Here is a 25,737-nt window from a genome sequence, read left to right on the forward strand (position 1 = left end):
GCATAAGGTGACATAACCTTCCCTTGATTAAGCAGCTGCAACGGAAAGTGTAAGATTTTTTCTTTCATACTGTCACGATGACACAACCAGACTCATCTCTATGATATTTTCAATGCAGTTCTGGGCAAAAAAATAAAGCAATCTATCGCTTTACTTCAAAATCCTGAGCAACCCGTTTGGCCATCAATACCACGCCACAAGCTGACCAAAGCAAAAGCTGTTTCGCTATTGAAGCCAGCTTACTGAATCGGTTCTATGCCATGATGTTGCTGAAAGCCTGAGATCAGTGTACATATTTGGTGCAAAACTGGAATCTGACGTGCCCCAACTGAGCCTCCTCTCATGGTTCTATGACTTCCGCTGACACAGAACAATAATCCCCCTTATCAAAAGGGTCAGCACCACAGACAAATATTAATATTCATTCTTTTTAAAACGTCTAATTTTGACGCAGACGTTGAATGTCTTTTTGTGGTGGAAGCCCAAACAAACGACTGTATTCACGGCTAAATTGCGACGCACTTTCATAGCCAACCAGATTACTTGCCTGAGTCGCATCCAAGCCATTTATCAGCATTTGTTCTCTCGCCTCTTGGAGGCGTAAGTTTTTCAAATATTGTAACGGACTACTTCCAGTCAATGCTTTGAAATGCAACCTAAAGCTAGAGGCGCTCATGTGTGCTTGATCAGCCAATTCATTCATCCCCACTGTCTCGGTGAAGTTTTTCTTCATCCAGGTCACAATTTTAAGTATGTGATTGCTGGGAGAGCCCACGGAGGCGATATGACGTAATTGCATACCATGCGGCCCATGTAAAAGTCGAATAATGAGTTCCTTTTTAATCAACGGGATTAAGCTGTTAAGATACTCAGGTTCTTGCTCTAACTCCAAAAGACGGCTCATGGTTCGGTATATCCCATTGTCCATTTTCTGGATGGAAATGGGCTGGTAATCAAAGTTACGGTCTGGTTTATCGAGTTTCAGCTCAGCACACGTCTGCATGATCAGTTCGTAATCCAGTTTTAATACGATCGCTAGAAAAGGCTGATGCCGCGTCGCCTCAGTGACATGTGACACAATCGGCGTATCAAATGTTGTCAGCATCGATTGGCCAGCTTCCACGGGCACTTGCATATCATTAATCGCCAATTTCTTACTGCCTTGGAGGATCAACGAGAATCCGAGGCTATAAATACAATGCAGTGGTGCCGTGGGGGTATTTCGGATATGAACTTCTAATCCCGGTATTTCCGTCGTATAGCTACCTTCTTTACTGCTATACGCTTGCACTTGCTCCACCAGAATCTGACTTGCCTTACTGTTGTTCATCACTATCACCCACTATTTCGCTTACACTTTCATTATCGTATTTTTCATCGAACCGTTGTGTTAGTTCCTGCGATGAAATCTGTCCTCCCATTCGTCCACGTTTAACGTATTGATGAGTGAAATTTATCGCACCATTTGAGCGTACTAATGCCTCGAATTCATCGATAAAATGTTGCTCAAATTTGCTGTTAAACGTATTAAAAAGAACCACGTTCTTGTTGGTAAAATCATTATTTTCAACGAATTGCCATAGGGGTGGTGCCGGGCTATACAACCAAATAGGCGAACCCAAATACACGGTATCATATTGCGTAAGATCGATCTGAGCCGGTGAGATTTCTGCAACATTACCCCTCGCGTCATTTAATGCGCTGATCAAACCTGGAATTCCAAGCTGGTATTTTTCAGCCAAAATCTCATAGACATCGCCATCGGTTTTAGTCGCAATATGATCAGCCAATACCCCGGTATTCCCAGAGCGTGAAAATACGACAATCGCCGTCGTTGTTTCTCGTAGTTCCGCCCCTGACCACTTATCCTTGTACGACTTGTTTTCAGCATATTGTGAATTCTCAATACGCGTAACCACAAAGGCCACAACAAACAACAAGATGGCCAGAGCAAACAGAAAAATCATTATCCAGCGAACCATAGCTGCCATCCCATGAGTATTAAAAAGAACAATCGTTTGATTGCGACCAATGAAAATCATGCGCTCCTCGAACATTCGAAGAACGCATTTGGGTCATTTATTTGAGATATTCAGCCAGGAACGGCGCCACTTTATCCATCGCCTGTCCCACCGCTTCAGGGTGGTCATACAGTTCGTAATGTGACCAGTTCTCCAGATCGACCAGTTTGCGATCTTTCGACGCTACGGCTCTGCCATAGATCTCCTGCCCATCACGAAATGCTCCGAACGCCCCAACTTTCTGCCCAACCACTGCCATCATTGGTTGCGTCATCAAGGTTTCCGCAAAAGCGAATGCATCCCAACTTAACGTTTTTTGTGCATGAGAGAACAACATACGTGTTGCGCCACCTTCAGCCTGGCCTCGCGGTGTTTTATAGTAATCAGTTGCTTCAAAAACATCGCGTTCAGTCAAACCATTTTCTTTGGCAAATTCAAGGCTTGGCGGTAAAAGTTCATTCACTTGCAACTCAGCACCACGGGCTTCTGCAGTGCGTTGCGCCGCCATGGCTTCAAGAGCGCCGATTGGGTAATACAAACTAAACCCTTCACGGAACAAACGTCCAACGTTAACTGGCGTAATACCAACCACGGCTTTTAAACGTTTTTCTGTCAGTGCCGAGTTTAGAATATAACCACCACCGCCACAGATCCCCAGTCCACCGATTCGGGTTTCATCGACATAAGGTAATGTTATCGCATAGTCGATCACGCGGCTGATGTCCTCAACTCGCTGAGTTGGGTCTTCCACGTACCGAGGCAAACCACCCGACTCACCTTGGAAACTGGCGTCAAAGGCGATGACGACATAACCCAACTCCGCCAGAGCTTTGCCATAAACAGCACTGGATGTTTGCTCTTTACAACTGCCAAATGGATGGACACTGATCATAGTCGGATAACGTTTTGAATCGTCAAAGCCGTCCGGAAGCAGAACTAACGCAGCCATATCCCAGGCCATATCAGCATTTCGGAAGGTCACTTTTTTGATGTTCATCATTCAACTCCTGACATGAAGGCTCATGACATTGAGCCTTCATAATTGATTGGCTTGTGGTTACAGCGTGCGCTGAAAGAATGGTGCCAGCACACCGATTGCTTCAGCAATCGGAGACTCTCCGTCGTAGAGATCCATGTGATTAGCTCCATCAACGACATACATTTGCTTATCGTTGCTCGCGGCACGAACCATCAGGTCATCACTCATCCATTTACTGCCTGCATTACTACCAACAACTGTAAGTAAAGGTTGAGTTAAGAAAGCTTCTGCTTTGAAGAACGCATCATAGGCAATGATTTGTGTCAGACTACGAGCGGTCGCGAAGCCAGGCGCAGTGCAATAGGCCGCGCGATCGGTATGGTAATACTCCCAGGCCTGACGCAATTCTTCGTTAGGTGCATCTTCTTCTTTCATTGGAGCCATTGGGATTGTCGCAGGCTCGGAACCACTCGCATCTGCGGTTCTCGCACCAGAACCAGCTTCAAGAAAAGGAATGGCATCGCTGTCTTTGACATTATTGTCCCAACCGTTTCGGAACATTTGCCCAATGTTAACCATGCTCACGGTACCCACCGCTTTGATACGACGATCATTAATCGCTGCGTTTGCAGTATAACCAGCACCGGCACAGATACCCATCGCACCAATGCGATCGCTGTCGACATATTCCAGAGTCGTTAGGTAATCAATAACCGCACTTACATCTTCAGTACGTACATGAGGGTTTTCCAGTTGACGAGGACTCCCCGTACTTTCACCTTGATAAGAAGCGTCATATGCGAGCGCGATAAACCCCTGTTCAGCAAGCTTTTTAGCGTACGTGCCCGCTGTTTGTTCTTTGACACCCCCACCTGGGTGCGAAACAACAATCGCTGGGTAGCGTTTGTTCTCATCGAAGTTTGTAGGGAAGTTAATCAGTCCGGCTAGCGTAATATCCAGACCGTTTGTGTTTGGGAAGTAGACTTTATTCATTTGGATTGCTCCTAACTAGAGTTCGTCGTTATCAGGAGGAATTGATGTACCAACGATTGTCGTCTGCTCCTGACATAGAGCTATTATAGGTAGGTGGCAATTCGTATGTTTGCCTAAAATGACGAGCTACTTGCCTGATTTGTTTTTTATGCCTGAAATAACGAAGCCGGACGCTTTGCTTGAGTAAGCCTCAGCAAAATATAATCATAACACAATGATAAATTTATATTTTTCATGAAAACTCAAAAACACCACCCTGTCGAATTCAACAAATTCTTAGTGCTGCCACCGGGTTTACTCCATCGATTTATGCCAGTTATGCCAGTCCAAAAACGCAAAACAGGCAAGCACAAGCCCTATGATAAAAATGACAAAATACGGCGAAAGAATAAGAATCCATAAGCCCGACAACCCCGTCAGAATCCCTCCGAACCAATGCAATTTCGACTTGATGTTTAGCATGCTCTTAAGAAATAGACCTTGCATGAGTAGAAAGACTCCAGGCCCAAGCGAAATCATTAACCCAGTGGATAAAGCTGCATGACCGACGGGATGATGGACAACGTTTTCGTTTCCGACCGCCAACACAATTAGGCAGGCTACCATTATCGTCATGATATTCATGGCATAGTGACTAATTCTAACTGGATTTATCGTAACGATAGCGTGCGCTTCAGCATGCTTTTGGATGGAACCAAATGCCAATGCCCAAAGTGAAATCGTAATCAATAAAGCGCACGAACCCGTAAATATTGTCATCAAGTCTGTAGGGGCTTTTGCTATGGATGCTCCCGTCATCAAGATTGTTTCACCAAGCGCAATAATAATGAAAAGGTTATATCGCTCAAGCATATGTTCCGCGTCAAAAGGAAGTTGTTCAAAGTTCAAACGATATCCTGGGATTGGGTGAGCGAGATAAGAGCCCAGTAAATCCATTAAGACCGCGGCGCCCCACCAAAAAAGCCTCGTATCCGAATCAGCCTGTGCACCTAAAATCCACAACGGCGAGGCAAATAGAAGCCAGATCAATAATGCCTTGAAGTGCCGTTTATAATCTTTGGTTGGGGCATTGATAATCGTCCAGATTGTGCGGCCAATCTGAATGCATAACATGGGGAGAACAAAACTCCAGGGGGCAACACTAAAGGCAGAACCGATGGCGGCGTTCATGATCAATCCAAGCATAGTGACCAATAACAACATCATGGTACACGTTGCTCTGGACACCGGAATCATTGTGGCCGCCCAACTGGTATAAGACCAGACTGAGAGCACAGCAACGAGCAGGGTCGCTGTTTCGGCAAAACCTCGCCAGCTTAGATGCTCAGCAAGATGATGTGATAACTGTATTAGGGCAAAAACAAAAATGAGGTCAAAAAACAGCTCCAAAGGCGCAATTTCATAGTCTTCTTGTTTTTGCATCGCGAAATCCCTACGGGCTTTTAAATGGCCTCGGTCACTGAACCCTTATTTCGAATTTCATCATACAGAGCTTGGTTTGAATACGTTAAATCATAGGCGGTCACGTAAGGACTTTCCAAACGAAAATGGCCCTAATCAATAGGGCCATTGGACGAAAGTCAATGATGTATACTCGACATTATGACTGAACAGGAAACCACCCCGGCGTCGACTTTATGACTTCCCATAACTTCGCTGGGACTTGCAGCCCTTCGGCGCTATCAGCCAGATCTAACGCCTTACGAATATCCGGGTCACGTCCATCTTGCGCCATTTCGACCCACGTTGGGTTCATCACCAAGCTGCGTCCTACCACAACAAGTGGCATCCCGATGTTAAGCACGTTGCGAGCCTCATCAGGAGTACGTACCTCACCAGCAGCCATCAATGGAACTCGATCAGCCACACGCTCGATAAAACGTTGAGCCGTCGTTTTACCACTGGTGTCATCCTGCGACTGACCAGAAATAATGTTGTACAGCGAAGTGTGCAAGTAATCGATATTACCTTCTTCGGCCAATCTTTCCGACAGCACTAACGCATCATCAATCCGCAACGATCCCTCGCCCGGCTCTTCCGGTGAAATACGATAGCCAAGCAAGAAAGGACGGCTTGCATGTTCAGATATCACTCTGCGAACTTCACGCACTACTTCCAGAGGGAAACGCATACGGTTTTCAAGAGAACCGCCCCATTGGTCATTGCGTTGATTAAAGAGTGGCGACAAGAAGTTCTGAATCAGAAATCCATGCGCACCATGTAGTTCTACCCCATCAAAACCCGCTTCAATCGCTCGACGCGTGGCTTGGCCAAAATCACGAATCAATTCCAGAATTTCTGCTTCTGTTAACTCACGACTTGCCAATTTACCATCGTTAAATGGCCCTTTCGGTGCCGCTACGGCACTGGCACTGGCACTGGCACTGACTAATTCACCATTGGGGATTAAATCCGGCACTGCTTTATTACCCGCATGGAACAGCTGTAACACCGCGACCGCACCGCCACTTTTGGAAGCATCCGCAAGTTTGCTCAGGCTGGGAATAAAGCGATCGTCATACGCGGCAAATTCATCGGTGAATCCAATCCCGCTGGGTTGAACATGACTGCATCCTGTTAGCATCAAACCCACGCCCTGGGCACGAGCGCGGTAGTACATGAGTTCTTCATCGGAGATGGTTTCGTCCGGATTGGATGACCAAGTCGTCATTGGTGCCATCACGACTCTGTTGCGCAATGTCACGCCATTGTCGAACTTAAAGGATTGAAATAATGCATCTTTCATTTCTGTTTATAACCTCTAAAAACACTATCTATTGGTGTAACCCATTCATAATCACGGGATTGAGTTTCACTCAGCTGCCACTAACGTGTGCTATAAATCGGTCGATTGCGTAAGGCTTGCGAACTCGTGAGTTTCTGCAATTCGTGCCTCTAACGAAGGCATCACGAAATCAATTGCGTCATTGCCTATCAACAGTTGCCGTGGCTGCTTTTCTAAATTAGCGACTTGAACGATCACTTGGGCCAACTTGGCTGGATCTCCTTGCTGCTGGCCGTCGGCTGCAGCAAGCCGGTCGCGTGTATTGCCATAAGGCTCGTAATCGTCAATGTGGTTTTGACCGTACTCCGCCGACTGATCATTGAGGAACTCGGTCCGGAAAAAGCCCGGCTCAATCGCCGTCACTTGAATGCCCAACGGCGCGACCTCATCAGCTAAAGCCAGAGTCATCCCTTCAACGGCATATTTTGAAGCGGAATAGAAAGTCGCATTGGCAACCGCTTTGACGCCAGCAATCGAAGACGTATTAAAAATCCGCCCACTGGCCTGACGCCTCATCACTGGCAGCACCGCACGTAATACGTTGGCCATGCCAAATAGATTGGTCGCAAACTGGGCTTCAATTTGCTGTGCCGTTGCTTCCTCAAAACGCCCCAATAAGCAATAACCAGCATTGTTGACCAACACATCGATACGACCAAAACACTTTACGGCTTCGTTGACTGCAGACTGAGCCTGTGGCTCACTCGCGAAATCCAACTCTAAAAATTCGATGCGATCTGTGGGTACGTTAGCGAAGAGCTTCCGAAGACGCGCTATATTGCGGCCAGTCGCCACGACTTTATCACCCTGATCCAAAGCGGCTTTAACGATGGCTGTTCCCATACCTCGGGTCGTGCCCGTGACAAACCAAATACGAGTCATAATTTCTCCTCAGTAAAATAAGGGTAAAAATGTACCGTCATTCAGAAATATCTTCGTTAACAAAAACGGAAGACATTAGCGCTCCAGTACACGCCCCAAAAGACGTGCACATATAAATAACAGTGAGAATGAACGCGCTGACCAGAAAGGTATTTCGTCAACGCAGAGCGTGCTTACTCTTACATGAAATAGGGCTGATCGCCGTCGGTATTCGGTTTATTGACACCGAGGTTTGCACCCACATAAGTCGCTGGGTTTAGAATGACTTGCGTAATAAGATCACCGACACTTTTTCGTGACACGACCGTACCTTTGAATGCTTCATTCTTCGCTGTGATTTCATAGTCCACTTCGTCTTCATCAGTCAGCAAAGCCGGACGCAGAATGGTGTAATCCAAACCCGACGCTTCGATTGCATCAGCCGCTCGCCGATAGTACTTTAGCGACTCACCAATAATGGCATCGTTCCATTCGCCAAATTTGCCAGGGATTTCATCGTAGATCCCCAGAGACAACACGAAGATCAGACGCTTCACGCCAGTTTCCTGCATTGCATCGATCACAGCGGCTGTCTGGGCATAGAGATCATCACCGGCTAAGTTGGCATAAACAATATCCTGCCCGTCCATCGCGGATTTAAGCAGTGCTCGGTCTAACACATCTCCCACAACAACTTTCGCCTTCGCAGAAGCAATGTCGACGAGTTTTTGGGGGTTACGCAGCAGTAACGTTTGATTTAGGGTTGTTTGCTCATTCAATGATTTCACAACCCACTGCGCAATTTGCCCGCTGGCACCAAGTACAAGAACATTACTCATATCACTTTTCCTCATCACAATCGTTTAGATGTATCCCCTGCTTTAATAGAGAAACTTAGTTTCCATCAACCATAAGCGCTCGGTACTTAGCCCCTTTAAAGCGGTATTGCACAACCTGTTGGTAGGCTGGACTGTCATACCAAGCACGTGCTGCGGCTTTCGTTGGAAATTCCACAATGATCACACCCTCAGGTTCTTCACCTTCTAATGTTTCCAATGCTCCGTAAGACGAGAGCACGTTAACTGTATGCCCTTCAAGGGTTGGGCGACCAAATTCATATAGGTATCCAACGCCTCTTGGTCTTGCGTGCTTTCCCGAGTAAAAACAATGAACGTTGACATTTAATATTCCTCAAAATGCATTTGGCTTGGGTATCAACGGCTTATCAGTCCAATTTGCGTGCCGCTATATGACCAATAGTGGACAGTGGCACCGATAATTGAGCCACTGCCCGATCTCTGTTACCGATTACTTCAGCGTCTCTTTAAAGAACGGAGCCAACTGCGCTACCGCTTCATCGACATACGGTAGTACGTCGTAAAGAGACATATGATTAGCACCGTCAACAACATAGAGCGTTTTATTCTTGCTGGCCGCACGAGCAATAAGGTCATCACTCATCCATTTGCTGCCAGCTTCGCTACCTGCAATCGCAAAAATTGGTTGAGTCAGGAAAGCTTCCGCCTTGTGATAAGCGTCATAGGTGATGATCTGATTCAGGTTACGTGTCAGTGCGAAACCCGGTGCGTTTGGATGTTCACAACGGGGTGTATGGTAGTATTCCCATGCTTCGCGTAGCTCCGCATTGGGAGCATCTTCTTCACGCATCGGAGCCAGTGGAATGATCGCATACTCACCGCTACTTACATCTGTCGTACGTGCATTAGAACCGAACTCCAGATAACCCACTGCGTCAGCATCTGCCACAGTATTGTCCCAGCCATTGCGGAACATTTGACCAATGTTAACGGCACTCACCATGCCCAAAGCTTTAATACGACGATCATTTATTGCCGCATTTGCGCTGTAACCCGCGCCGGCACAGATACCCATTGCACCAATCTTATCGCTGTCGACATAAGGCAGTACGGTTAGGTAATCCACCACAGCGCTGACATCTTCAGTGCTTACGTAAGGGTTTTCCAATTGGCGCGGTTCTCCAGTGCTTTCACCTTGATACGAGCGGTCAAACGCAATGGTAATGAGGCCATGTTCTGAAAGTTTTCGGGCATACAGACCCGCCGTTTGCTCCTTCACGCCACCACCAGGGTGGGAAACAACGATGGCTGGATATTGTTTGCTTTCGTCAAAATTGCGTGGGAAGTTGATCTCAGCAGAAATCTCGATGCCTTGACCATTTAGGTTTTTGAAAGTGACTTTAGACATATCTCATTGCTCCTGTAGCGATTCACCGTTCGTCTTAGGATGACGTAAACTTGAAGCAATCTTAGTGAACGAACTGTATATGATAAATATCGTTTCACACACATGAGTGTTAAGTTAAACTAAACAAATGCCTATTGAACCTTCTCTTATCTCTTCACTGACGTGGTTAGCTCACATTGCTCGCCACCGAAGCTTTACGAAAGCCGCCTCAGAAATGGGGGTAACGCGTGCTGCATTGTCGCAGCATCTAAAAGCGCTGGAACAGCAACTCCAGGTGCGATTGTTGAATCGCACCACTCGTAATATGTCACTGACAGACGAGGGGCAACGTCTACTGGATATTATGCATCCTTCTCTGACAAGCATTGAGCAAGTCGTTAACGAGTTAAATGATTCCCACATTGAACCGTCTGGACTGATACGTATCAGTTCATCCAGGACTGCCGCCAGACTTCTTATCGAGCCACATATTGGTGAGTTTTTGTCACGTTATCCAAAGATACGGTTGGAGTTAATGATGGACGACGGATTCACAAATATCGTGGCAGATGGGTTGGACGCGGGTATTCGCTTGGGGGTAAGTTTGGATGAACATATGGTCGCCGTTCCCATCACTCCCCCTTTGACGACGGCAATCGTGGGCTCCCCACAGTACCTGAAAAAAAATGGGATTCCGCAAAGCCCCAAAGATCTGGAGATGCACAACTGCCTCGCCTATCGATTTACTTCCAGTAGCACACTCGATCATTGGGCGTTGACGGCGCCAGGCTCTGACAGTCATACCGTTGTCTTTGAACCTAAAGGCAATGCGGTGTTCAATGATGACAACAGTATGCTCCAAGCCGCAATTCAGGGGGTAGGATTAGTTAAGCACATTGATTTATGGGTACAAGAGCCCATAAAAGATGGAAGACTGACGCGAGTTCTTACCCCATGGTGCAAACCTTTCCCAGGCTTTTACCTCTATGTTCCTTCACGCGAACAGATGCCGAAAAAAATCAGAGTTCTCATGGACTTTCTGATAGAAAAGCGGGAACTTTTCACGCCATAAAAATGTAGCCCCAAAATACTGGGGCTATTTTTTTATCCTCAACCCTGCCTGTCCATACAGAATTAGATTGCCTTCAAAGTAATTGCTAAAGCAACGATAATTTCCTATCATCCGCTCCACGCCACCACGAACGGCATACAGAAAGCTTGATATGAGGCATGACTATGCAAGAAAAAATCGCACTTCTTCACGAACTCACGAATAGTCTTCAACCAGTAAGACGCGCCTGGAAACGAGCGGTATCTGAAGTCATCGCGGACTACGGCATCTCGATGTCTCTGGCAAGCGCTGTTGTTCTTGTGTATCGAAATCCACAAGGTTTAAATCAGAAATTATTAGCTGAGGAAATTGGCATCAATCCTGGCGCTTTAGTTCGCCTATTGGATCAAGCTAGCAATGAACAATTGCTAGAGCGCCGCGAAGACACTGCCGATCGACGAATCAAAACTCTGCATATCTTGCCCAAGGGAACCGAAATCGCGGTAAGCATAGAGCGGGCTGCCGACGCGTTGCGTCTTGAACTGATGAATGACGTTGATTTGGCAGCGATTGAACAAGCAACTCAAGTATTACGGTTGTTTGAAAAGCGGGCCAACGAGTTTGTGCTGCAATCTAAGTCAAAGAAATGAACATCACGCGTCAACAATGGCTATTCGCTGCCAAAATTTATGTATCGGCCATGCTCGCCTATTTCGTCGCGGTAGAGATTGGATTGACGAACCCTTACTGGGCGATGGTGACGTGCTGTGTGTTAAGTAACCCTTTGTCCGGCGCTGTCCGAGCCCGAGCCACATACCGGTTTGCAGGAACATTATTTGCTGGCCTCATCTCACTGCTACTCTCAGCCTGGCTAGCGAGTGAACCTTTCATTTTGGTGATCGTAACAGGTTTGGTTGCCTCTACAATCCTTGCTTTGTCTTTTGCCGACCGAACACCAAGAGCTTACAGCCTGCAATTGGCTGGTGTCACCATTATGTTAGTGCTGGTTGCGTACATCGGTCAGCCTGAACATATGTTTACGATGGTTGTGACGAGAGTTGTCGAAATTTGCATTGGTATATTATCGGTCACCTTCGTCGATACGCTGTTTTTTCCGGGAACCACGCAACCCATGATTCAATCTCGAGTGGATAACTGGGTTCGTGACCTTAAAACATGGCGTGATGATTGCCTCGCTGGCATTACCGATCATTCGACAGACGCAGACAGGCTGGCAGTTCTCAACGACGTTTCATCATTGTCTCTGCTGGTTTCAACCATCAAGCGTGACCACGCTGTTAATCGACAGACACGCCAAGCCGTCATCGCACTGCAAAGTCAAATCATGAAGATGATTCCGACGATTTCTGCACTGGGTCATGCAATACACAATTTATCTTCTGAAACACGTGAACGCCTGTTACCAAGTTTGGAAAGCCTGAAAACCCATAGCGGTGCATTGGAAGTTCAACCGATTAAGATACCTAGCGAGGTTTATCATCAATCCTCCCCATGGGAAAAACTGGTGCTCAATCGAATTCAGTTATTGCTCAACCAGCACATTCAGGACTGGGAATATGTGACTGCGTTTCAACGTCTTATGGAAGACAAACCCATTCACGGTTTCATGCGCTACGCGGCGATGAAAGCCAAAGCATTTCCGCTCCCGCCAGACACGGGCTTGATGTCACGCATGTTCGTCGGGATATTACTGACGTATTCGTTGCTCAGTGCCGTCTGGTATCTGACAGGATGGACTCAGGGCCCCAACTTAGTCTTGCTGGGTGTGGTGGCGATTAGCTTTTTTGGCGCCAGCGATGAACCCGGTATCGCTATAACTCAGTTTGGACGCTTTGCATTTATCTCCACCTTTACCGCGTTTATTTTGGGATACCTGTTGCTACCAATGGCAAATAACCAAACCAGCTTTCTGGTGATCATGGCTGCTTTTATGTTGCCAATGGGAATTTGGGCATCAAGAAGCCCCCTGGCGGTGTTGGTTCTGGCATTGAGTCTGAGTAACATCAACTTCCAAAATCATTATTCACCTTTCGACATTGGCTTCTTTTTGGAAAGCTCTGTAGCAACGTTAACAGGCATCTTTGTAGCTTTCGTTGCCGTCGCATTATGCCGCCGCTGGGGAGCACAACATGCACTACACCAACTATTGAAGCGCGAGCAAAAAGATCAACAGGCACTGACTCACAGATTTGATGACGTAGCGATCGAAAACTATGTGATTCGTTCCTTGGACAGAATGGCTTTACAGTTATCGAGACTAGACGCAACACTCGGCAAAGACAGCCTCATCCTTCTGACTCAACTCAGAGCCAACATCATAACGGCCAAATTGAGACAGTTGATGAGCAGCGAACACTCAATGCCCTCAACATTGCAACCACTGCTGCAAAACCTCAGCCAGCACCGTGACAGTCAATCTCAATTGACGGACGAATTGCTCAGACAAATCGATCTCAACATTCAGCGTGCGAACCATGAAAACCAAACTGACGTTTTACATCTATTAACCGGATTGCGAATCGCCCTCTATCCAACAGCACCACACTGGAAACCATCTTATGCTTAACGAACTCGATATTTTGGGGATTTACGTTTCACCATTGCTGTTATGTATAGTGCTCGCTTATTGCCTCAGAATCTTACTCTCCTATTTACTTTTAAGGACAGGTTTCTATCGACTCATCGCGCAAAGACCCATTTTTGACTCAGCCCTATTAATTTCTCTTACCGGCTTGGTCTTTCACGTATTTGCGATCATCACAACACCAACAGGTCATTCACTATCATGATTAAAAACAAAGTTGTATCGAGCTTTAAAGTTCTAATAACAACAGGTTCAGTGCTGCTAGCAGGCGTCGTTGTTTGGAATTTATACAGTTACTATCACTATGCGCCGCAAACTCGAGATGGAAAGATTCGTGCCGATATCGTTCCGCTTGCCACCGATATTTCAGGAAATGTAGAAGCCGTCTACGTTCACGATAATCAGGTCGTTAACAAAGGCACACTGCTGTTTAGTTTGGATAAAAAGCGCCTGAACAATGAAGTTACGCAAGCCAAAGCAATGGTGAAACAAGCCAACGCCACACTTCACGCAGCTGATCGGGAATACAAACGCTATCAGCGATTAAATAACGCAGTCTCGGCGCAGCAACGTGACGATAAACGCGATGCACTAATTTTGGCTCAGGCCAGCGTGGATAAATCTTTAGCAGACCTAGAACTGGCTGAAATTAACCTGAGCAGAGCCGACATCTACTCGCCGGTTAATGGTGTGATAACGAACTTCTCTCTCAGACCAGGTACATTCGCCTCTGCTGGCGTACCAGTCATGGCACTTGTTGATCAAAATAGTTTTTATGTCTCCGGATATTTTGAAGAGACAAAACTAAGCCGTATACAGAATGGTGCACTCGCCACCATCTTTGTGATGGGCGAAACCAAAACGATATATGGGCATGTTGAAGGGTTATCTGCGGGAATTAACGACAGTGAAAGAACAACAGCTTCAGGAACATTACTGGCAAATGTGAATCCGACATTCAGTTGGATACGCCTCGCTCAGCGCATTCCAGTTCGGATCAAAATAGATACGATTCCAAAGGACTTCACGTTAATTGCAGGACGAACCGTTTCTGTTTCGCTAGAAGAATTTAATTAATTGAAGGGCTGCAACTTGGTCGTCCGTTAAGATGATACCGTTCTCAGAAACCTTTTTCTCAAGTGCTATAAGGCGTTTCTTGAAGTTTTCTAGATCATTACGAAGCCAGATTGAGCGAACGCCACTTGGAGAAATAAACACCTCCAGTGTGCGTAGTTCATTGCTTGTTCGGGCTTGTCCATGAGCTGGAAAATCAATGACGTACTTTAGAACCACTTGTTCAGTTTCATTATCGACACGATTCTTCATATTTGGTGTTATAAGACTATGATTAATAAGGGCATCGATACCACCAGTTTTAACCAACTCTTGATAACGATATAACGTGTCTCTTGATACGCCCATGACCTTACAGGCTTTGATACATTGCTAATGCACCGCTTGGTTCTACGTACCACAATTTCCCTGGAGGAAAGCAGCAAATTGTGACCAAGGCCATTTTTTGGGCGGGAGGAAAAGCGGCCGCACAATTACAAGCCTGTCTTGATGTGGATAATAAAAATGGAATTAGCTTGTTCCTGTCGCAGTGGCGTGAGCGCCTAAGAAAATCGGATTTTCGTGCTGGTTGCCCAATTGTGGATGCGGCCATTGAAGCTCCGCAGGAGCCGGAAGGAGAAAAGGTCAAAAACGCGGTACCACAAGTATTTAATAACTGGCAATCGCTTATCGCTGATCACCTAATTTCTCAAGGTCACTCGGTATCTAATGCGCAAACACTTGCGTTGGGAATCATTGCGAGTATCGAAGGAGCCGTTGTGTTGTGTCGAGCGCATCAAAATATCCAACCTTTAGATGCAATTTTAAAATGCGTGCCTAAGTTAATGGAATATAACGCCTAATAGTGAGTGTGCTACATAACTAGTTTGAGATATCGAGTTAAGCGACTTTGCCATATCTGGTTTAATTCATGGAATGCTAATATTCTGTTTTCCGAAACACACTTCTGTCTAATATTGAGCCATTATTGCAAGGAAAATATGCACTAACCCGCCTCACTTATTATTGGTCTTTGAAGTGTTTTTGAAAGAAAGTTTCCTTTATAAGGCACCTCAGTACAAACAATAAATCACAATAATTTCAACTTATGGTTGTATTACTCGATATCAGCACATGGTTGTTTTTCTTTTAACCAATTGATTATATTTAGAGTGTGATTATCACTTTATGGTTGCATCAACACTATTTGAGGCCGCTTTTTAGCGGCCTTTTTACTACCTCAAAACACCAACTGTCTACACCTGCGAATTTATTGTTGAAACAACCATAAAGTGATATTTACCACCATAACTTGATAATTGTCACAACGATAACTTGAAAACGCCTCTTTCTGTACCACGCTTTTGTAGGTTTACAACGAACGGTATTAAGAGGCGTTTTTTATGGCAGTACCATAAAGTGGTTCTCACGTTCTAGAATCCGCCTTTGAATCCCAGCCCGAAAACCTACAAAATCTCGGAGCAAGAATATTCATCGATATATCAATGTCAAAATGCTTACACATAACTGACCTGCCCCAAAACAGTACGACATTTTAACAGCGTGAGTAACCGTGAGGAGGCGTTGCTAAACCGAGGTTTTCTCGAAACGTGTTACCCTCATACTGCAATCTTAACAACCCCCGCCTTTGTAATTCAGGAACCACTTGCTCTACGAACTCAGATACGCCTCCGGGTAAATGAGAGAACATGATATTGAACCCGTCCGCAGCTCCGTTTTCGAACCAATGCTGCATTTGCTCAACGACCATCGTTGCCGTTCCAACCATTTCCAGACCCTGATATCCACAAATGCGCCTTGCCAATGCAATAATGCTCAGTTCCTCTTTTTTTGCCAGTTCGATGACTCGATCACGGCCACTTTTGCTCGCATTACTTTCAGGAATATCAGGAAGAGGAGCTGTTTCATCATATTGCGAGACATCATGTCCCAGTGCAATTGACAAGGTTGCCAAACTACTCGCGTCATCGACCAGTTGATCTAATTGGCGTCTTTTTTCCTGCGCCTGCTCCAAGCTATCGCCCAGCACAACGAAAACTGCTGGAATTATTTTCAGTTTATGTGGCCGCCCGGCAGCCTGTGCTCGGGACTGCATGTCAGTATAAAAGCGCTGAGCCCCGTCGAGATCAGTCTGATAAGTGAAGATAACTTCTGCAGTTTCAGCCGCAATTTGTCGCCCAGCCTCCGACGCGCCGGCCTGGACAATGACAGGGCGAGACTGAATAGGTCGCTCAACATTCAAGGGGCCTCGCACAGAAAAGTGTGGGCCTTTGTGATCGAGGATATGCATTTTTTCAGGATCGAAATAGCAACCAGTTTGTACATCCCTGCAGAATGCATCTTCTTCCCAACTCTCCCACAGTCCGTCCATAACGGAACTGAATTCTCTGGCTCTTAAGTATCTTGCACTGTGCTCCATATGCTGTTCAGCACCAAAATTTGCCGCTTCGTTTGGATTACTTGAAGTCACGAGATTCCAGCCTGCCCTGCCGTTGCTGATGACATCAAGCGAAGCCAGACGACGAGCAAGCGTATAGGGTTCATTGTAGGTGGTGCTCGCCGTAGCGATAAGGCCGATATGCTGCGTCACGGCTGCTAGTGCAGGAAGCAAGGTCAACGGGTCTAGGGTAGATACGCTATGCCCTTTCATCAGAGCTTCGAGCGGTGCTGCTCTTATCGCCAAGGTATCTGGCAAAAACAGCCCATCAAAACACCCTTGCTCCAGAGTCTGGGCAAACCATTTCATCTGCTCAAAATTGGCATGAAAATCAGGCCGAGCTCCGGGGTAACGCCAAGCACCCGCGTGGATACTGGGCATTGCCAAGAGGGTTAACTGACCACGAGATATGCTCATACCGTCTCCTTCGTTATTGTAGGTAATATCGAACTGTTTCTGACTGAATAATCCACTAAAAGATATAGATATCCCTGTAAACACCGTTCCACTCGAGCCTGACCACCATATATTTTTTCCAATAGACTCGGCGTCAATACATCAACCGGCGAATCAGAAACTTCCACTTCACCGTCACGAAGAACGACCACATTATCTGTAAATCGCAAGGCATGATTTATGTTGTGCACTGCCATGACGACGCACATTGGTCGAACTCGCGATAACTGACACAGCAACCCAAGCACTACGAGCTGATGCTGTAAATTGAGGGAACTTGTAGGCTGATCGAGTAACTGGGCCTGAGGGGTCAAAATTAACGCTTGGGCCTTCGAAACCAGTTGCCTCTGGCCACCATTGAGAGAAGACAGTACATAAGCTAAAGCCCCATCGCCCAACAGAAGACACTTGATAGGTCGGTCGAGATGTATCCTGCGCGCGGCAATATTGGTGATAACCATCGAAGCAGAAATCCCTGCGTACAAACGAGACATCGCGACAACCGTGCATCCCATCAGCAACTGGCCCAGTACATCGCGGCGAGAATATAGACAATTGGTCACAGAATTCACCAACGGTAGCTCAATGTTGCGATCATCGACCGTTCTTGCCCAACAAAGCAATAAAGTCGCGATGTACAGCTAGCGACATACTGTTTGTCCGTCAGGTTACTCACATTGAATGCGAGTGTCGCCCCACTCAGTTCCGAAGAAAGAGAATCAAGCTGGTACGTGGCAGCCAAATCGATCACAGTGGCGGAAGGCACTTCGAAATCATTGCTCGGGTCTCCAAACGACTTACCGAGGTAGCGCACGCCTCCACCAAGCTTCAAGCCGGAAAAGGCATCATAGTTAATCAAATAGTCCATCCAAATCGAAGCGCTGTGCTTTGGTGTTTGTGCCAGGCTTTTCCCTTGGTAGGAGGTATCTTTGACGAGCTCATTGTCTAAATATGTATAGTTTGCAATCAAGTTGAGATTACTTACTATTTCTGTTGTCGCCTGTAAATCAAGCCCTCGCGTTCGTACCTTCCCGGCCTGTGTATTAAATCCCAGGTGGTCCGCGTCACTTGTCTTCACGTTTGTCTGTTCAAGCTGAAATACTGCTGCTGTTAAAAGCGTACTAGAGTTCGCAGGGTGGAATTTGATGCCGACTTCAGTTTGCTCAGACTCAACCGGCACAAAGGGTTCTCCCTGATAGTCCGTTCCCAACAAAGGATCAAAGGACGTTGCATAGCTAATATATGGCGCTAAGCCTATATCGAATTGATAACTCAATCCCGCTCTGCCACTCCACTTTGTATCGTCCTGCTTGCTCACTCGGGACGTCGGTGAATAACTGTGAGTCTCATCATCTATTTGCGACCAGTCATGCCTTGCGCTGAGTACCAATCGCCAGCGATCGTAAGCCATTTGATCCTGAAGATACGCACCGACACGAGTGAATTCTTGCTTTACTTTCCAGGGTGCCAGACGACTTGCGGTGAAATCCGGAACAATGTTCGGGCGGTACTGAGAACCATAAGGATCCAACAAAATAGGGCCGACACTATACAGCTCATTTTTCAGGGTTCCTTTTGCGTAATCAACGCCCATCAGGATGGTATGGGTCATATCGCCCCATTCGACATTGCCGATCAAGTGGTTATCCATGGAGAATGTATTCACCTTGGCGGGTGTCAGTTCATAATAACCCTTTAATTGTGGGGAGCCGTTTACTTCCTGGTATCCATAAACAACACCACGCTGTATGTCGGATTTGACATACATATATCGTGCATTGCTAACCAATCGCCAACTGTTTTCAAAATCATACTCAAATAATGAACTCAGAAAACTCTGCTGGCGTGAAGAGTTTTCAAAATTCATATCCGTAAAGTTTCTTCGCCGGTTTATCTGCGGATACAGGCTGCCATCCAACCCCAATACCGCGGCCGGGAGACTGTTATAGTTAGGAAGCTCGGGCTCCTGAGAGTACATCGCGATAACCGTCCACGATGTTTGTAAATTTGGCTGCCAGGTGAGTGAAGGCACCACATAAAGCCGTTTATGACGGGTATCTTCAACTTGGCCTTCAGTATCTAAGCCACTTGCCGTAAAACGATAGAGAAAAGTACCATCATCATTAATCGGCCCTGTGCTATCAAAACCTATTTGCTTGCGATTGAAGCTGCCGTACTGAAGATTCAATTCGTGCAGGGCAACATCTTGCGGCTTGCGGCTGATCTGATTTACGATACCGCCCCCCGTCCCTTGGCCATAAATGGCTGAAGCAGGGCCGCGCAGTACTTCAATCCGCTCGAGCGAATAGGGATCAATTTGTGGCAGCCAACTCCCTGGGTTGCTGATAATTCTTAATCCATCCAGATAATAATCTGCGTCAACACCACGGATCCTAGTAATATCGAGGTAGCCACCATATCCTCCATATTTCTCACTTGTCGCACCCGCTGTATAACGCAGTGCAGAGCTACTGCTAACTGGCTGCTGAGTATCCATTTGCTCACGAGTAATTACAGAAACCGATTGCGGGGTTTCCAGAATTGAGGTGTTAGTTTTTGTCCCGACCCTTGATTGCTCTGCAACATAGCCTCGAACCGGGCCATTTCCCTCATCCGACATTTTGCCAGCAGTTACGGTCACAGTATAAGTGTCATTCAATCTGGCTTTTCCTGTCTCCTGAACTCCCCCTTTTGACGTCTCCTCAGCATAAACTGAAGCACCGCTAACAAGCAGCAGCGATGCGGTAATTGAAGCTAATGGGTCAGAAAAGCGAGAAAATACTGAATTCGTAGATGTCTGGAAACGTAACGCATGAAAGTAAAACATCTTGGCCTCAAAGGTTAAAGATTGAACGAGTTGCGGAGATTTTAATTAAAGACTGACCGTCAGTCAATTCGAATGATAATTAATTGCATTTAACCATATTGATGCAGAACTGTTAGTTAATTGGCCGGTTATTTACAACTTTTTGTTTCTTGTATAAATAACGTTCTGACAAACCCACACGGTCGATGATAAAGACTTTCTCTACCCCTTTACGGGCGAATTGCTCAGGCGAATTGTTCAATTGTTCATTAGTTATACCGACACACAAAATACGACTGGCATTAACTCCTCGCTAGAATCGCTCCTTTTAGTAAATAGGCGGCAAAAGTTTTGATCTCTAGAAAAATATGATGGTAGGTAGCTACCAGGGAGGGTATTTCCATACTCCAGCTTCTGGTTAATACTCTTGAGCGATAGTACCAACCATCAAGCTTTCCAATCCGTTACTCCAACAATACGTAAGCAGTCTGCAATCATCACACAGAGAGAGATTTGGCGATCCATCTCCGGAGAAACCATGTCATGAGGCGGTAACTCTCTGTATAGGCTTCAATATTTCCCTAAATCCAGGCACACAACTTGCCAAGCCAGTCATCCGGTTGGCAGCGGTCGATTTTCTCCTCTAGCTGTTTTAGGAAATGCACGCAGAGCTTCGTCTTAACGTAAACAGTCTGTTCACCTCACTACGAAGATTCAAGCGTTTTGCATCTACCACATGGCGGCGCTGGCGATGATCATAATAAGTAGACATTGCAACACCGAACACACCGCAGCCCCCATTCGACAAGCCCTTGTTCAAGATGTGTAACCAACGCCTAAGAACCCTTTATCCAACATTTAATGAACGGCTCGCTGCTGGCATTTAGTAACCTTTGTCAAAAACCAAACAAGCGGCTTCAAGATTGAATTCGGCGGAAAATGAACGACGCTGTCTTGTCATGGAGCACCTCTTTCTTTGGTAGCGACTTACCACCTAATATGGTGCCCGGATTCATTAAACCACTAAACCACAGGCCGCATAGAGGAAAGTACTTCTTGCCCTAGACACTATGCAAACCAATGATTTCAGGCAGACTTGTTGTAGGTATGTTTATGTGCCTTCCTATGGTTGCTGGCTGTACTGCCAGCATGTGAATGAACATGCGAGGTATGGCTGTCATCCGTGAAAACGACCAGCAGCACCGCAGTCAGCACACTGAGCAAGCCCGTACAGAACATGACCATTCCAAACCCGGCCGCCATCGAGGCACGATAAGCCGAGAGCAACCTTTCTTGACCAGGAGGAAGTTCATTGCTGACTATTGCGCGCTGGGCAATCTCCACAGCATTTTGCATATTGTTGGAACTGACTACCTCAGCCATCTGCTGGATCGCATAGATGCTCATGATACTGCCCAGTACCGCAATACCCAGTGTCATGCCTATCTGCCGCAGCGCGTTCATGGTTGCCGATGCGATCCCGGCACGCTCAGCGGGCGCATAGCTCATGACCATCATCCCGGTCGCTGGAACGGAGAGCCCCATCCCAAGCCCAAGAATCGCCAGGATACTACCGACAATAAGGTAAGGCGTATTGGCGGTAAACAGTGACATTGAGCATAGGGATACCCCAATCAAGGCGTATCCACCAACCATTAGTTTTTTTAGCGAAATATTTTGTGCCATACGGCCGAACAGCAACGATGCCCCCCCCATTACCATAAATTGAGGCATCAGGTGCCACCCAGCAGTAAGTGGTGTGTCGCCTTGCGCTTGTTGCAGATACAGTGACAGAAAGAAAAGGCTTGCATAGGCCGAAAATCCCAACGCAAAAGAAGCCAGATTTGCCACGGCCAGAGAAATATTGCGAAAAAGAAGAATAGGGAATAGTGGCCTCTTGACTGTCAATTCAATCCAGACAAAGGCCACAAAAGCCACTGCGGCACATGAAAGCGGAAGCAGGACTTTCTCCGTGGAAGCCCCATGCTCGCCAACTTCAATCAGCGCATAACTGAGCATTCCAAGCCAAATCATGCTCAATATCTGGCCAACCGGATCAAACGCTGCATGTTCAGGGTGTTTGCGCTCGACAATTCCCCAGGCCCCAAGCAAGGCAGCAATGATACCAATTGGGACATTGACCAGAAAGATACTTGACCAGCCAATATGCTCAATCAACAAGCCGCCGATCAAAGGGCCTGAAACCAATGACAAGGCACTACAAGCCGACCACCCACCGATTGCACGTGCACGCTGACGGGGATCGGGAAATGCGTGGGTCAGGATAGGCATGGCTCCGGGGATTAACAGCGCACCGGCAACCCCTTGAACCCCTCGCCCCCACAGCAGAGTGTTCAGATCGGAGGCGAAGGCACAAATCACGGAGCCAATTACAAACAGGGCAACGCTGCCCAGCCACACCCGCTTGTGACCATATTTATCGCCCAGTGGGCCTGCGGACAACATCACTGCAGAGAGCGCGATGGCGTAAATGTTAATAATCCACTGAAGCCCTGCCATATCTGCATGAAGGGCCTCCTGAAGCGTCGGCAACGCGACGTTGACAATACTGATGTCCAGTGTCGACAGAAAGGTCCCGAGATAGGCCGCGATGACAAGAGCATGAGTTCGGTATCGTTGCATGATCACCCACCAATTGAATAATAACTATTCTCAATAATATACAACGACCGACCGTCGGTCAATATGTGATAAACTTCGTGACGTTGATGGAAGGAATTATAATTTCAGGATTTGGCCGGTAGTTTTTGATATGCTTACGAAAATTTTTCGATACGTGGATCTAAGGTGACTTTGGTCGTATCACTTTGAATCCGTTGTTTGGTATTCGCGGTTACGTCTAAGTACACACTCCACGAATGCACAAGCGATCTTGCTCCTGCTCATTGCGGGAACAAGCGACACAGATTGAAATGGAAAACACTGATTACGATGAGATATAAAAAGAACCGTCCGGAGTTTACTCCTCCGAAAGCCAGATGTGTCAAGCCCGCAGAAGTTCGCCTGAACGAGTTGATGTCAGCCGCCGAACAACTGTTCCTTGCCAAAGGGGTCGACTCGACGACCATCAACGAGATTGTCGAACTGGCACAGGTAGCCAAAGGTACTTTTTACCATTATTTCGCTTCTAAGAATGAGTTGCTTGCAGCCATGGGGGAGCGCTATACCGCCCAGTTTTTGAAGCGGCTTGAGGATAAAATCGACACCTGCAAAGCAGATGACTGGCAGGGCCGGCTTTGCGCTTGGATTCAAGAAAGTATTGAGGCTTACGCAGACACGTACCGCCTGCATGATATTGTTTATACCAATCATCACCACCATAACCGCACAAACCGGGAAAAGAATGCGATTCTCGAACAACTGCAGGTTATTCTCGAAAACGGTACCCGCGTAGGTGTGTGGCAGATTGCTGAGCCACGCATTACCTCGCTCCTGATTTATGCCGGTGTACACGGTGCGACCGACGATATCATTGCTTACCCAGAAACAGATCGTGAGCATTTTATCCGCGTGGTCCTTGCGAATTGCCTGCGGATGGTCGGGGTCTCGGAGCATCAAGCCTGACAAGCCGTCGGGAACCTTGTCTCTCATTCCGCGCTTGTTGCACAAACGCGGGTTCCGAGTACGACCACATAGGGGTATCCCTGCGCACTTTGTTCGATACTGGCCTCAATACCATAAATCTGACGGAGCAATGCTGGCGTAATCACAGTGCGTGGTTCGCCGGATGCCACTATCTGCCCGCAGTGCAACACATCCACATGATCCGCGAATCTGAGCACATGATTGATGTCATGACAAGTCATCAGAACACATAACCCATGCTGATGAGCCAGTTGGCGAAGCAGCGTCAGCAGTTCAAACTGACGCTGCAAATCAAGCGCACTGGTCGGTTCATCCAATAGCAATACTTTGGGGTTCCGGACCAGTGCCTGAGCAACTGAAACAAGCTGACGCTGCCCGCCGCTGAGTGTGTGCAGCTCGCTGCCCGCGAGGGCAGTTAGTTGTAATTGCTCGACCAAACGAGTCACTGCGTTAAGCTCATGCTCCCGAACTCGCCAGCCACTGCCCTGCTTGGCCGACAACAAGATCGCCTCCATAACACTCAGGCCTGTGCCGGTAAAAATATCCTGCGGCACTAATGCTGGTCGGCTCGGATGCTGTTCAGGCCAATCACAAACTGGCTGGCCATCCACCCTTACCTGTCCCTGACCTTGAAGCTGACCGGCGATCCGCCGCAGCAGTGTAGACTTCCCTGCCGCATTGGCGCCCAAAAGCACACTCAGCTTTCCCGAATGCAGCGGACCCATAGTGACATCATGCAGCACAGTCTTACGGCCAAACCTGACACTGACCCCTTCAATGGTTAACGTTATCATCACACCCTCCTCCGGCGCAGAATCAGAACAAGAAACATCGGTACGCCGACCAGAGAAGTCACAATACCAATTGGCAGAACCTGACCAGGCACCGCGATTTTCCCGGCAATGGAAGCCGCAGATAACAGTGCAGCACCACATAACGCCGATGCCGGAATCAAAAATCGCTGATCCTCACCAACGATAATCCGGGCCATGTGCGGGGCGACCAGTCCCACAAACCCGATCGTCCCAACAAAAGAGACACAGAGCGATGCCAGCACGCTGCTCAGCAGAATGGTCTGCAATCGTAAGCGTGCGACCGGAATCCCCATCGCACTGGCTCGCTCTTCCCCCAGACGCATAGCTGTCAGTTGCCAGGCGCTGCGCATGAAGCACACCATCACCAAGAATAAAATGGCCGCGATCAGAACAAGCTGAGTGCTGCTGACCCTTGACAGATTTCCCATAGTCCAGAAAACAACGGCTTCCAGCGCTCTATCTGGGACGGCATACTGAAGCCCCTGCAACAGCGCCGTGAAGGTGAAAACCAGAGTCGTACCCAGTAAGATGATCAGTTCATTATTCATACCCCGCCACCGGGTCAGTCGCTCAATCAGCAGAACAGCCATCGTCGACATGAAAAAAGCACTCGCAGGCACGACCCAATTGCCCAGAGATACGGGAAGCGTTGTTGCACCAAACACCAATCCTAATGCGGCCCCGAAACTGGCTGCGGCTGAAACCCCCAAAGTAAATGGGCTGGCCAAAGGGTTGTGAAGCACCGTTTGCATTTGAGTACCGGCAACGGACAACCCTGCACCAATGACAAGTGCAGCCAAAACTGCAGGCAGCCGGATGTCGTAGACAATCACCTCCAGAGCAATCGGTGACTCTGAATCCCAAAGCAGACGAGCAATATCCGTGAGGCTGTAGCTGGACGGTCCCGTGCTTAAATCAATCATTGCCAGAAGCAGAACCACAGTCGCCATGGCTGTAAGCAGCCACAAGCGACGCCTGACAAGCGACAAATAAGCAGGTTTAGCTCCAGCCGACACAGTGCTCCCCTCTGTTAACACTTCAAG

At 47.3% G+C, this 25,737-nt stretch carries 23 protein-coding genes and 2 pseudogenes; 7 read left to right on the forward strand and 18 right to left on the reverse strand.

The annotated features are described in order from the left end of the window. Positions 1–439: 439 nt before the first annotated feature. The 10 genes from FH974_RS21675 to FH974_RS21720 all read right to left on the reverse strand — a co-directional run bounded on the left by FH974_RS21675 (position 440) and on the right by FH974_RS21720 (position 9,865). Positions 440–1,330 carry an AraC family transcriptional regulator gene (locus FH974_RS21675; RefSeq protein ID WP_047885898.1) on the reverse strand — a complete coding sequence of 297 codons (891 nt, stop codon included), beginning with the start codon at positions 1,328–1,330 and terminating at the stop codon, positions 440–442. Further along, a complete protein-coding gene (locus FH974_RS21680) occupies positions 1,317–1,982 on the reverse strand; it encodes a flavodoxin family protein (RefSeq protein WP_047886335.1) in 666 nt (221 codons plus the stop codon). Before FH974_RS21680 ends, FH974_RS21675 begins: the two co-directional genes overlap by 14 nt. Positions 1,983–2,079: 97 nt before the next feature. Further along, the gene (locus FH974_RS21685; protein WP_207104249.1) at positions 2,080–3,018 is read right to left on the reverse strand and encodes an alpha/beta hydrolase; all 939 of its coding nucleotides are present in this window, start codon (positions 3,016–3,018) and stop codon (positions 2,080–2,082) included. 60 nt (positions 3,019–3,078) lie between these two features. Then, on the reverse strand, positions 3,079–3,993 hold the full coding sequence (locus FH974_RS21690; RefSeq protein ID WP_047885900.1) for an alpha/beta hydrolase: 915 nt from the start codon (positions 3,991–3,993) through the stop codon (positions 3,079–3,081). A 294-nt stretch (positions 3,994–4,287) separates the two neighbouring features. Next, positions 4,288–5,415 carry a low temperature requirement protein A gene (locus tag FH974_RS21695; RefSeq protein WP_047885901.1) on the reverse strand — a complete coding sequence of 376 codons (1,128 nt, stop codon included), beginning with the start codon at positions 5,413–5,415 and terminating at the stop codon, positions 4,288–4,290. Positions 5,416–5,593: 178 nt separating this feature from the next. Next, positions 5,594–6,739 (reverse strand): NADH-dependent flavin oxidoreductase, encoded by a 1,146-nt coding sequence (locus tag FH974_RS21700; RefSeq protein ID WP_207103761.1) that lies wholly within the window; start codon positions 6,737–6,739, stop codon positions 5,594–5,596. A gap of 90 nt (positions 6,740–6,829) precedes the next feature. After that, positions 6,830–7,660, reverse strand: a complete 831-nt coding sequence (locus FH974_RS21705; RefSeq protein WP_207103762.1) for an SDR family oxidoreductase — start codon at positions 7,658–7,660, stop codon at positions 6,830–6,832. 179 nt (positions 7,661–7,839) lie between these two features. Further along, positions 7,840–8,478, reverse strand: a complete 639-nt coding sequence (locus FH974_RS21710; protein ID WP_047885904.1) for an SDR family oxidoreductase — start codon at positions 8,476–8,478, stop codon at positions 7,840–7,842. A gap of 55 nt (positions 8,479–8,533) precedes the next feature. Beyond that, positions 8,534–8,716, reverse strand: coding sequence for a DUF1330 domain-containing protein (locus FH974_RS26265; protein ID WP_242551906.1), 183 nt, complete (start codon positions 8,714–8,716; stop codon positions 8,534–8,536). Between the two features lie 231 nt (positions 8,717–8,947). After that, the gene (locus tag FH974_RS21720) at positions 8,948–9,865 is read right to left on the reverse strand and encodes an alpha/beta hydrolase (RefSeq protein WP_047885905.1); all 918 of its coding nucleotides are present in this window, start codon (positions 9,863–9,865) and stop codon (positions 8,948–8,950) included. 127 nt (positions 9,866–9,992) lie between these two features. On the opposite strand from FH974_RS21720, the gene FH974_RS21725 reads away from it, so the two are divergent. From FH974_RS21725 to FH974_RS21745, 5 genes are all read left to right on the forward strand, one after another. Next, positions 9,993–10,916 (forward strand): LysR family transcriptional regulator, encoded by a 924-nt coding sequence (locus tag FH974_RS21725; RefSeq protein WP_207103763.1) that lies wholly within the window; start codon positions 9,993–9,995, stop codon positions 10,914–10,916. A 164-nt stretch (positions 10,917–11,080) separates the two neighbouring features. Further along, positions 11,081–11,545 carry a MarR family winged helix-turn-helix transcriptional regulator gene (locus FH974_RS21730; protein WP_047885907.1) on the forward strand — a complete coding sequence of 155 codons (465 nt, stop codon included), beginning with the start codon at positions 11,081–11,083 and terminating at the stop codon, positions 11,543–11,545. Then, the gene (locus FH974_RS21735) at positions 11,542–13,482 is read left to right on the forward strand and encodes an FUSC family protein (protein WP_047885908.1); all 1,941 of its coding nucleotides are present in this window, start codon (positions 11,542–11,544) and stop codon (positions 13,480–13,482) included. Before FH974_RS21730 ends, FH974_RS21735 begins: the two co-directional genes overlap by 4 nt. Beyond that, positions 13,475–13,705: a DUF1656 domain-containing protein gene (locus FH974_RS26475; protein WP_084712599.1), complete on the forward strand. Its 231-nt coding sequence runs from the start codon at positions 13,475–13,477 to the stop codon at positions 13,703–13,705. The genes FH974_RS21735 and FH974_RS26475 overlap by 8 nt, the downstream gene beginning before the upstream one ends. Then, positions 13,702–14,577: an efflux RND transporter periplasmic adaptor subunit gene (locus FH974_RS21745; RefSeq protein WP_047885909.1), complete on the forward strand. Its 876-nt coding sequence runs from the start codon at positions 13,702–13,704 to the stop codon at positions 14,575–14,577. Before FH974_RS26475 ends, FH974_RS21745 begins: the two co-directional genes overlap by 4 nt. Here the strand turns inward: FH974_RS21745 and FH974_RS21750 are convergent. Beyond that, positions 14,578–14,937: pseudogene (locus FH974_RS21750) on the reverse strand (helix-turn-helix domain-containing protein); the annotation flags it as partial. Positions 14,938–15,002: 65 nt separating this feature from the next. Here FH974_RS21750 and FH974_RS21755 point away from each other — a divergent pair. Next, positions 15,003–15,416: an LmrA/YxaF family transcription factor gene (locus tag FH974_RS21755; protein WP_242551907.1), complete on the forward strand. Its 414-nt coding sequence runs from the start codon at positions 15,003–15,005 to the stop codon at positions 15,414–15,416. Between the two features lie 692 nt (positions 15,417–16,108). Here the strand turns inward: FH974_RS21755 and FH974_RS21760 are convergent. From FH974_RS21760 to FH974_RS21775, 5 genes and pseudogenes are all read right to left on the reverse strand, one after another. After that, entirely contained in the window at positions 16,109–17,428 is a 1,320-nt protein-coding gene (locus tag FH974_RS21760) for an LLM class flavin-dependent oxidoreductase (protein WP_207103764.1), read from the reverse strand. Further along, positions 17,425–18,030, reverse strand: coding sequence for an ATP-binding cassette domain-containing protein (locus FH974_RS21765; protein ID WP_157038325.1), 606 nt, complete (start codon positions 18,028–18,030; stop codon positions 17,425–17,427). Before FH974_RS21765 ends, FH974_RS21760 begins: the two co-directional genes overlap by 4 nt. Before the next feature lie 5 nt (positions 18,031–18,035). Further along, entirely contained in the window at positions 18,036–20,294 is a 2,259-nt protein-coding gene (locus tag FH974_RS21770) for a TonB-dependent siderophore receptor (RefSeq protein ID WP_207103765.1), read from the reverse strand. An 829-nt stretch (positions 20,295–21,123) separates the two neighbouring features. After that, positions 21,124–21,234: pseudogene (locus FH974_RS26540) on the reverse strand (transposase); the annotation flags it as partial. A gap of 125 nt (positions 21,235–21,359) precedes the next feature. Then, positions 21,360–22,916 (reverse strand): MFS transporter, encoded by a 1,557-nt coding sequence (locus tag FH974_RS21775; protein ID WP_207103766.1) that lies wholly within the window; start codon positions 22,914–22,916, stop codon positions 21,360–21,362. Positions 22,917–23,225: 309 nt separating this feature from the next. On the opposite strand from FH974_RS21775, the gene FH974_RS21780 reads away from it, so the two are divergent. Beyond that, entirely contained in the window at positions 23,226–23,858 is a 633-nt protein-coding gene (locus FH974_RS21780; protein ID WP_207103767.1) for a TetR/AcrR family transcriptional regulator, read from the forward strand. A gap of 23 nt (positions 23,859–23,881) precedes the next feature. Here the strand turns inward: FH974_RS21780 and FH974_RS21785 are convergent, their stop codons facing one another. Further along, the gene (locus tag FH974_RS21785) at positions 23,882–24,673 is read right to left on the reverse strand and encodes an ABC transporter ATP-binding protein (RefSeq protein ID WP_047885912.1); all 792 of its coding nucleotides are present in this window, start codon (positions 24,671–24,673) and stop codon (positions 23,882–23,884) included. Next, entirely contained in the window at positions 24,673–25,644 is a 972-nt protein-coding gene (locus tag FH974_RS21790) for a FecCD family ABC transporter permease (protein ID WP_207103768.1), read from the reverse strand. The genes FH974_RS21785 and FH974_RS21790 overlap by 1 nt, the downstream gene beginning before the upstream one ends. Between the last annotated feature and the right edge of the window lie 93 nt (positions 25,645–25,737).

Origin of the sequence: Photobacterium ganghwense (genome assembly GCF_017329545.1) — a bacterium.
Classification (GTDB): domain Bacteria; phylum Pseudomonadota; class Gammaproteobacteria; order Enterobacterales; family Vibrionaceae; genus Photobacterium; species Photobacterium ganghwense.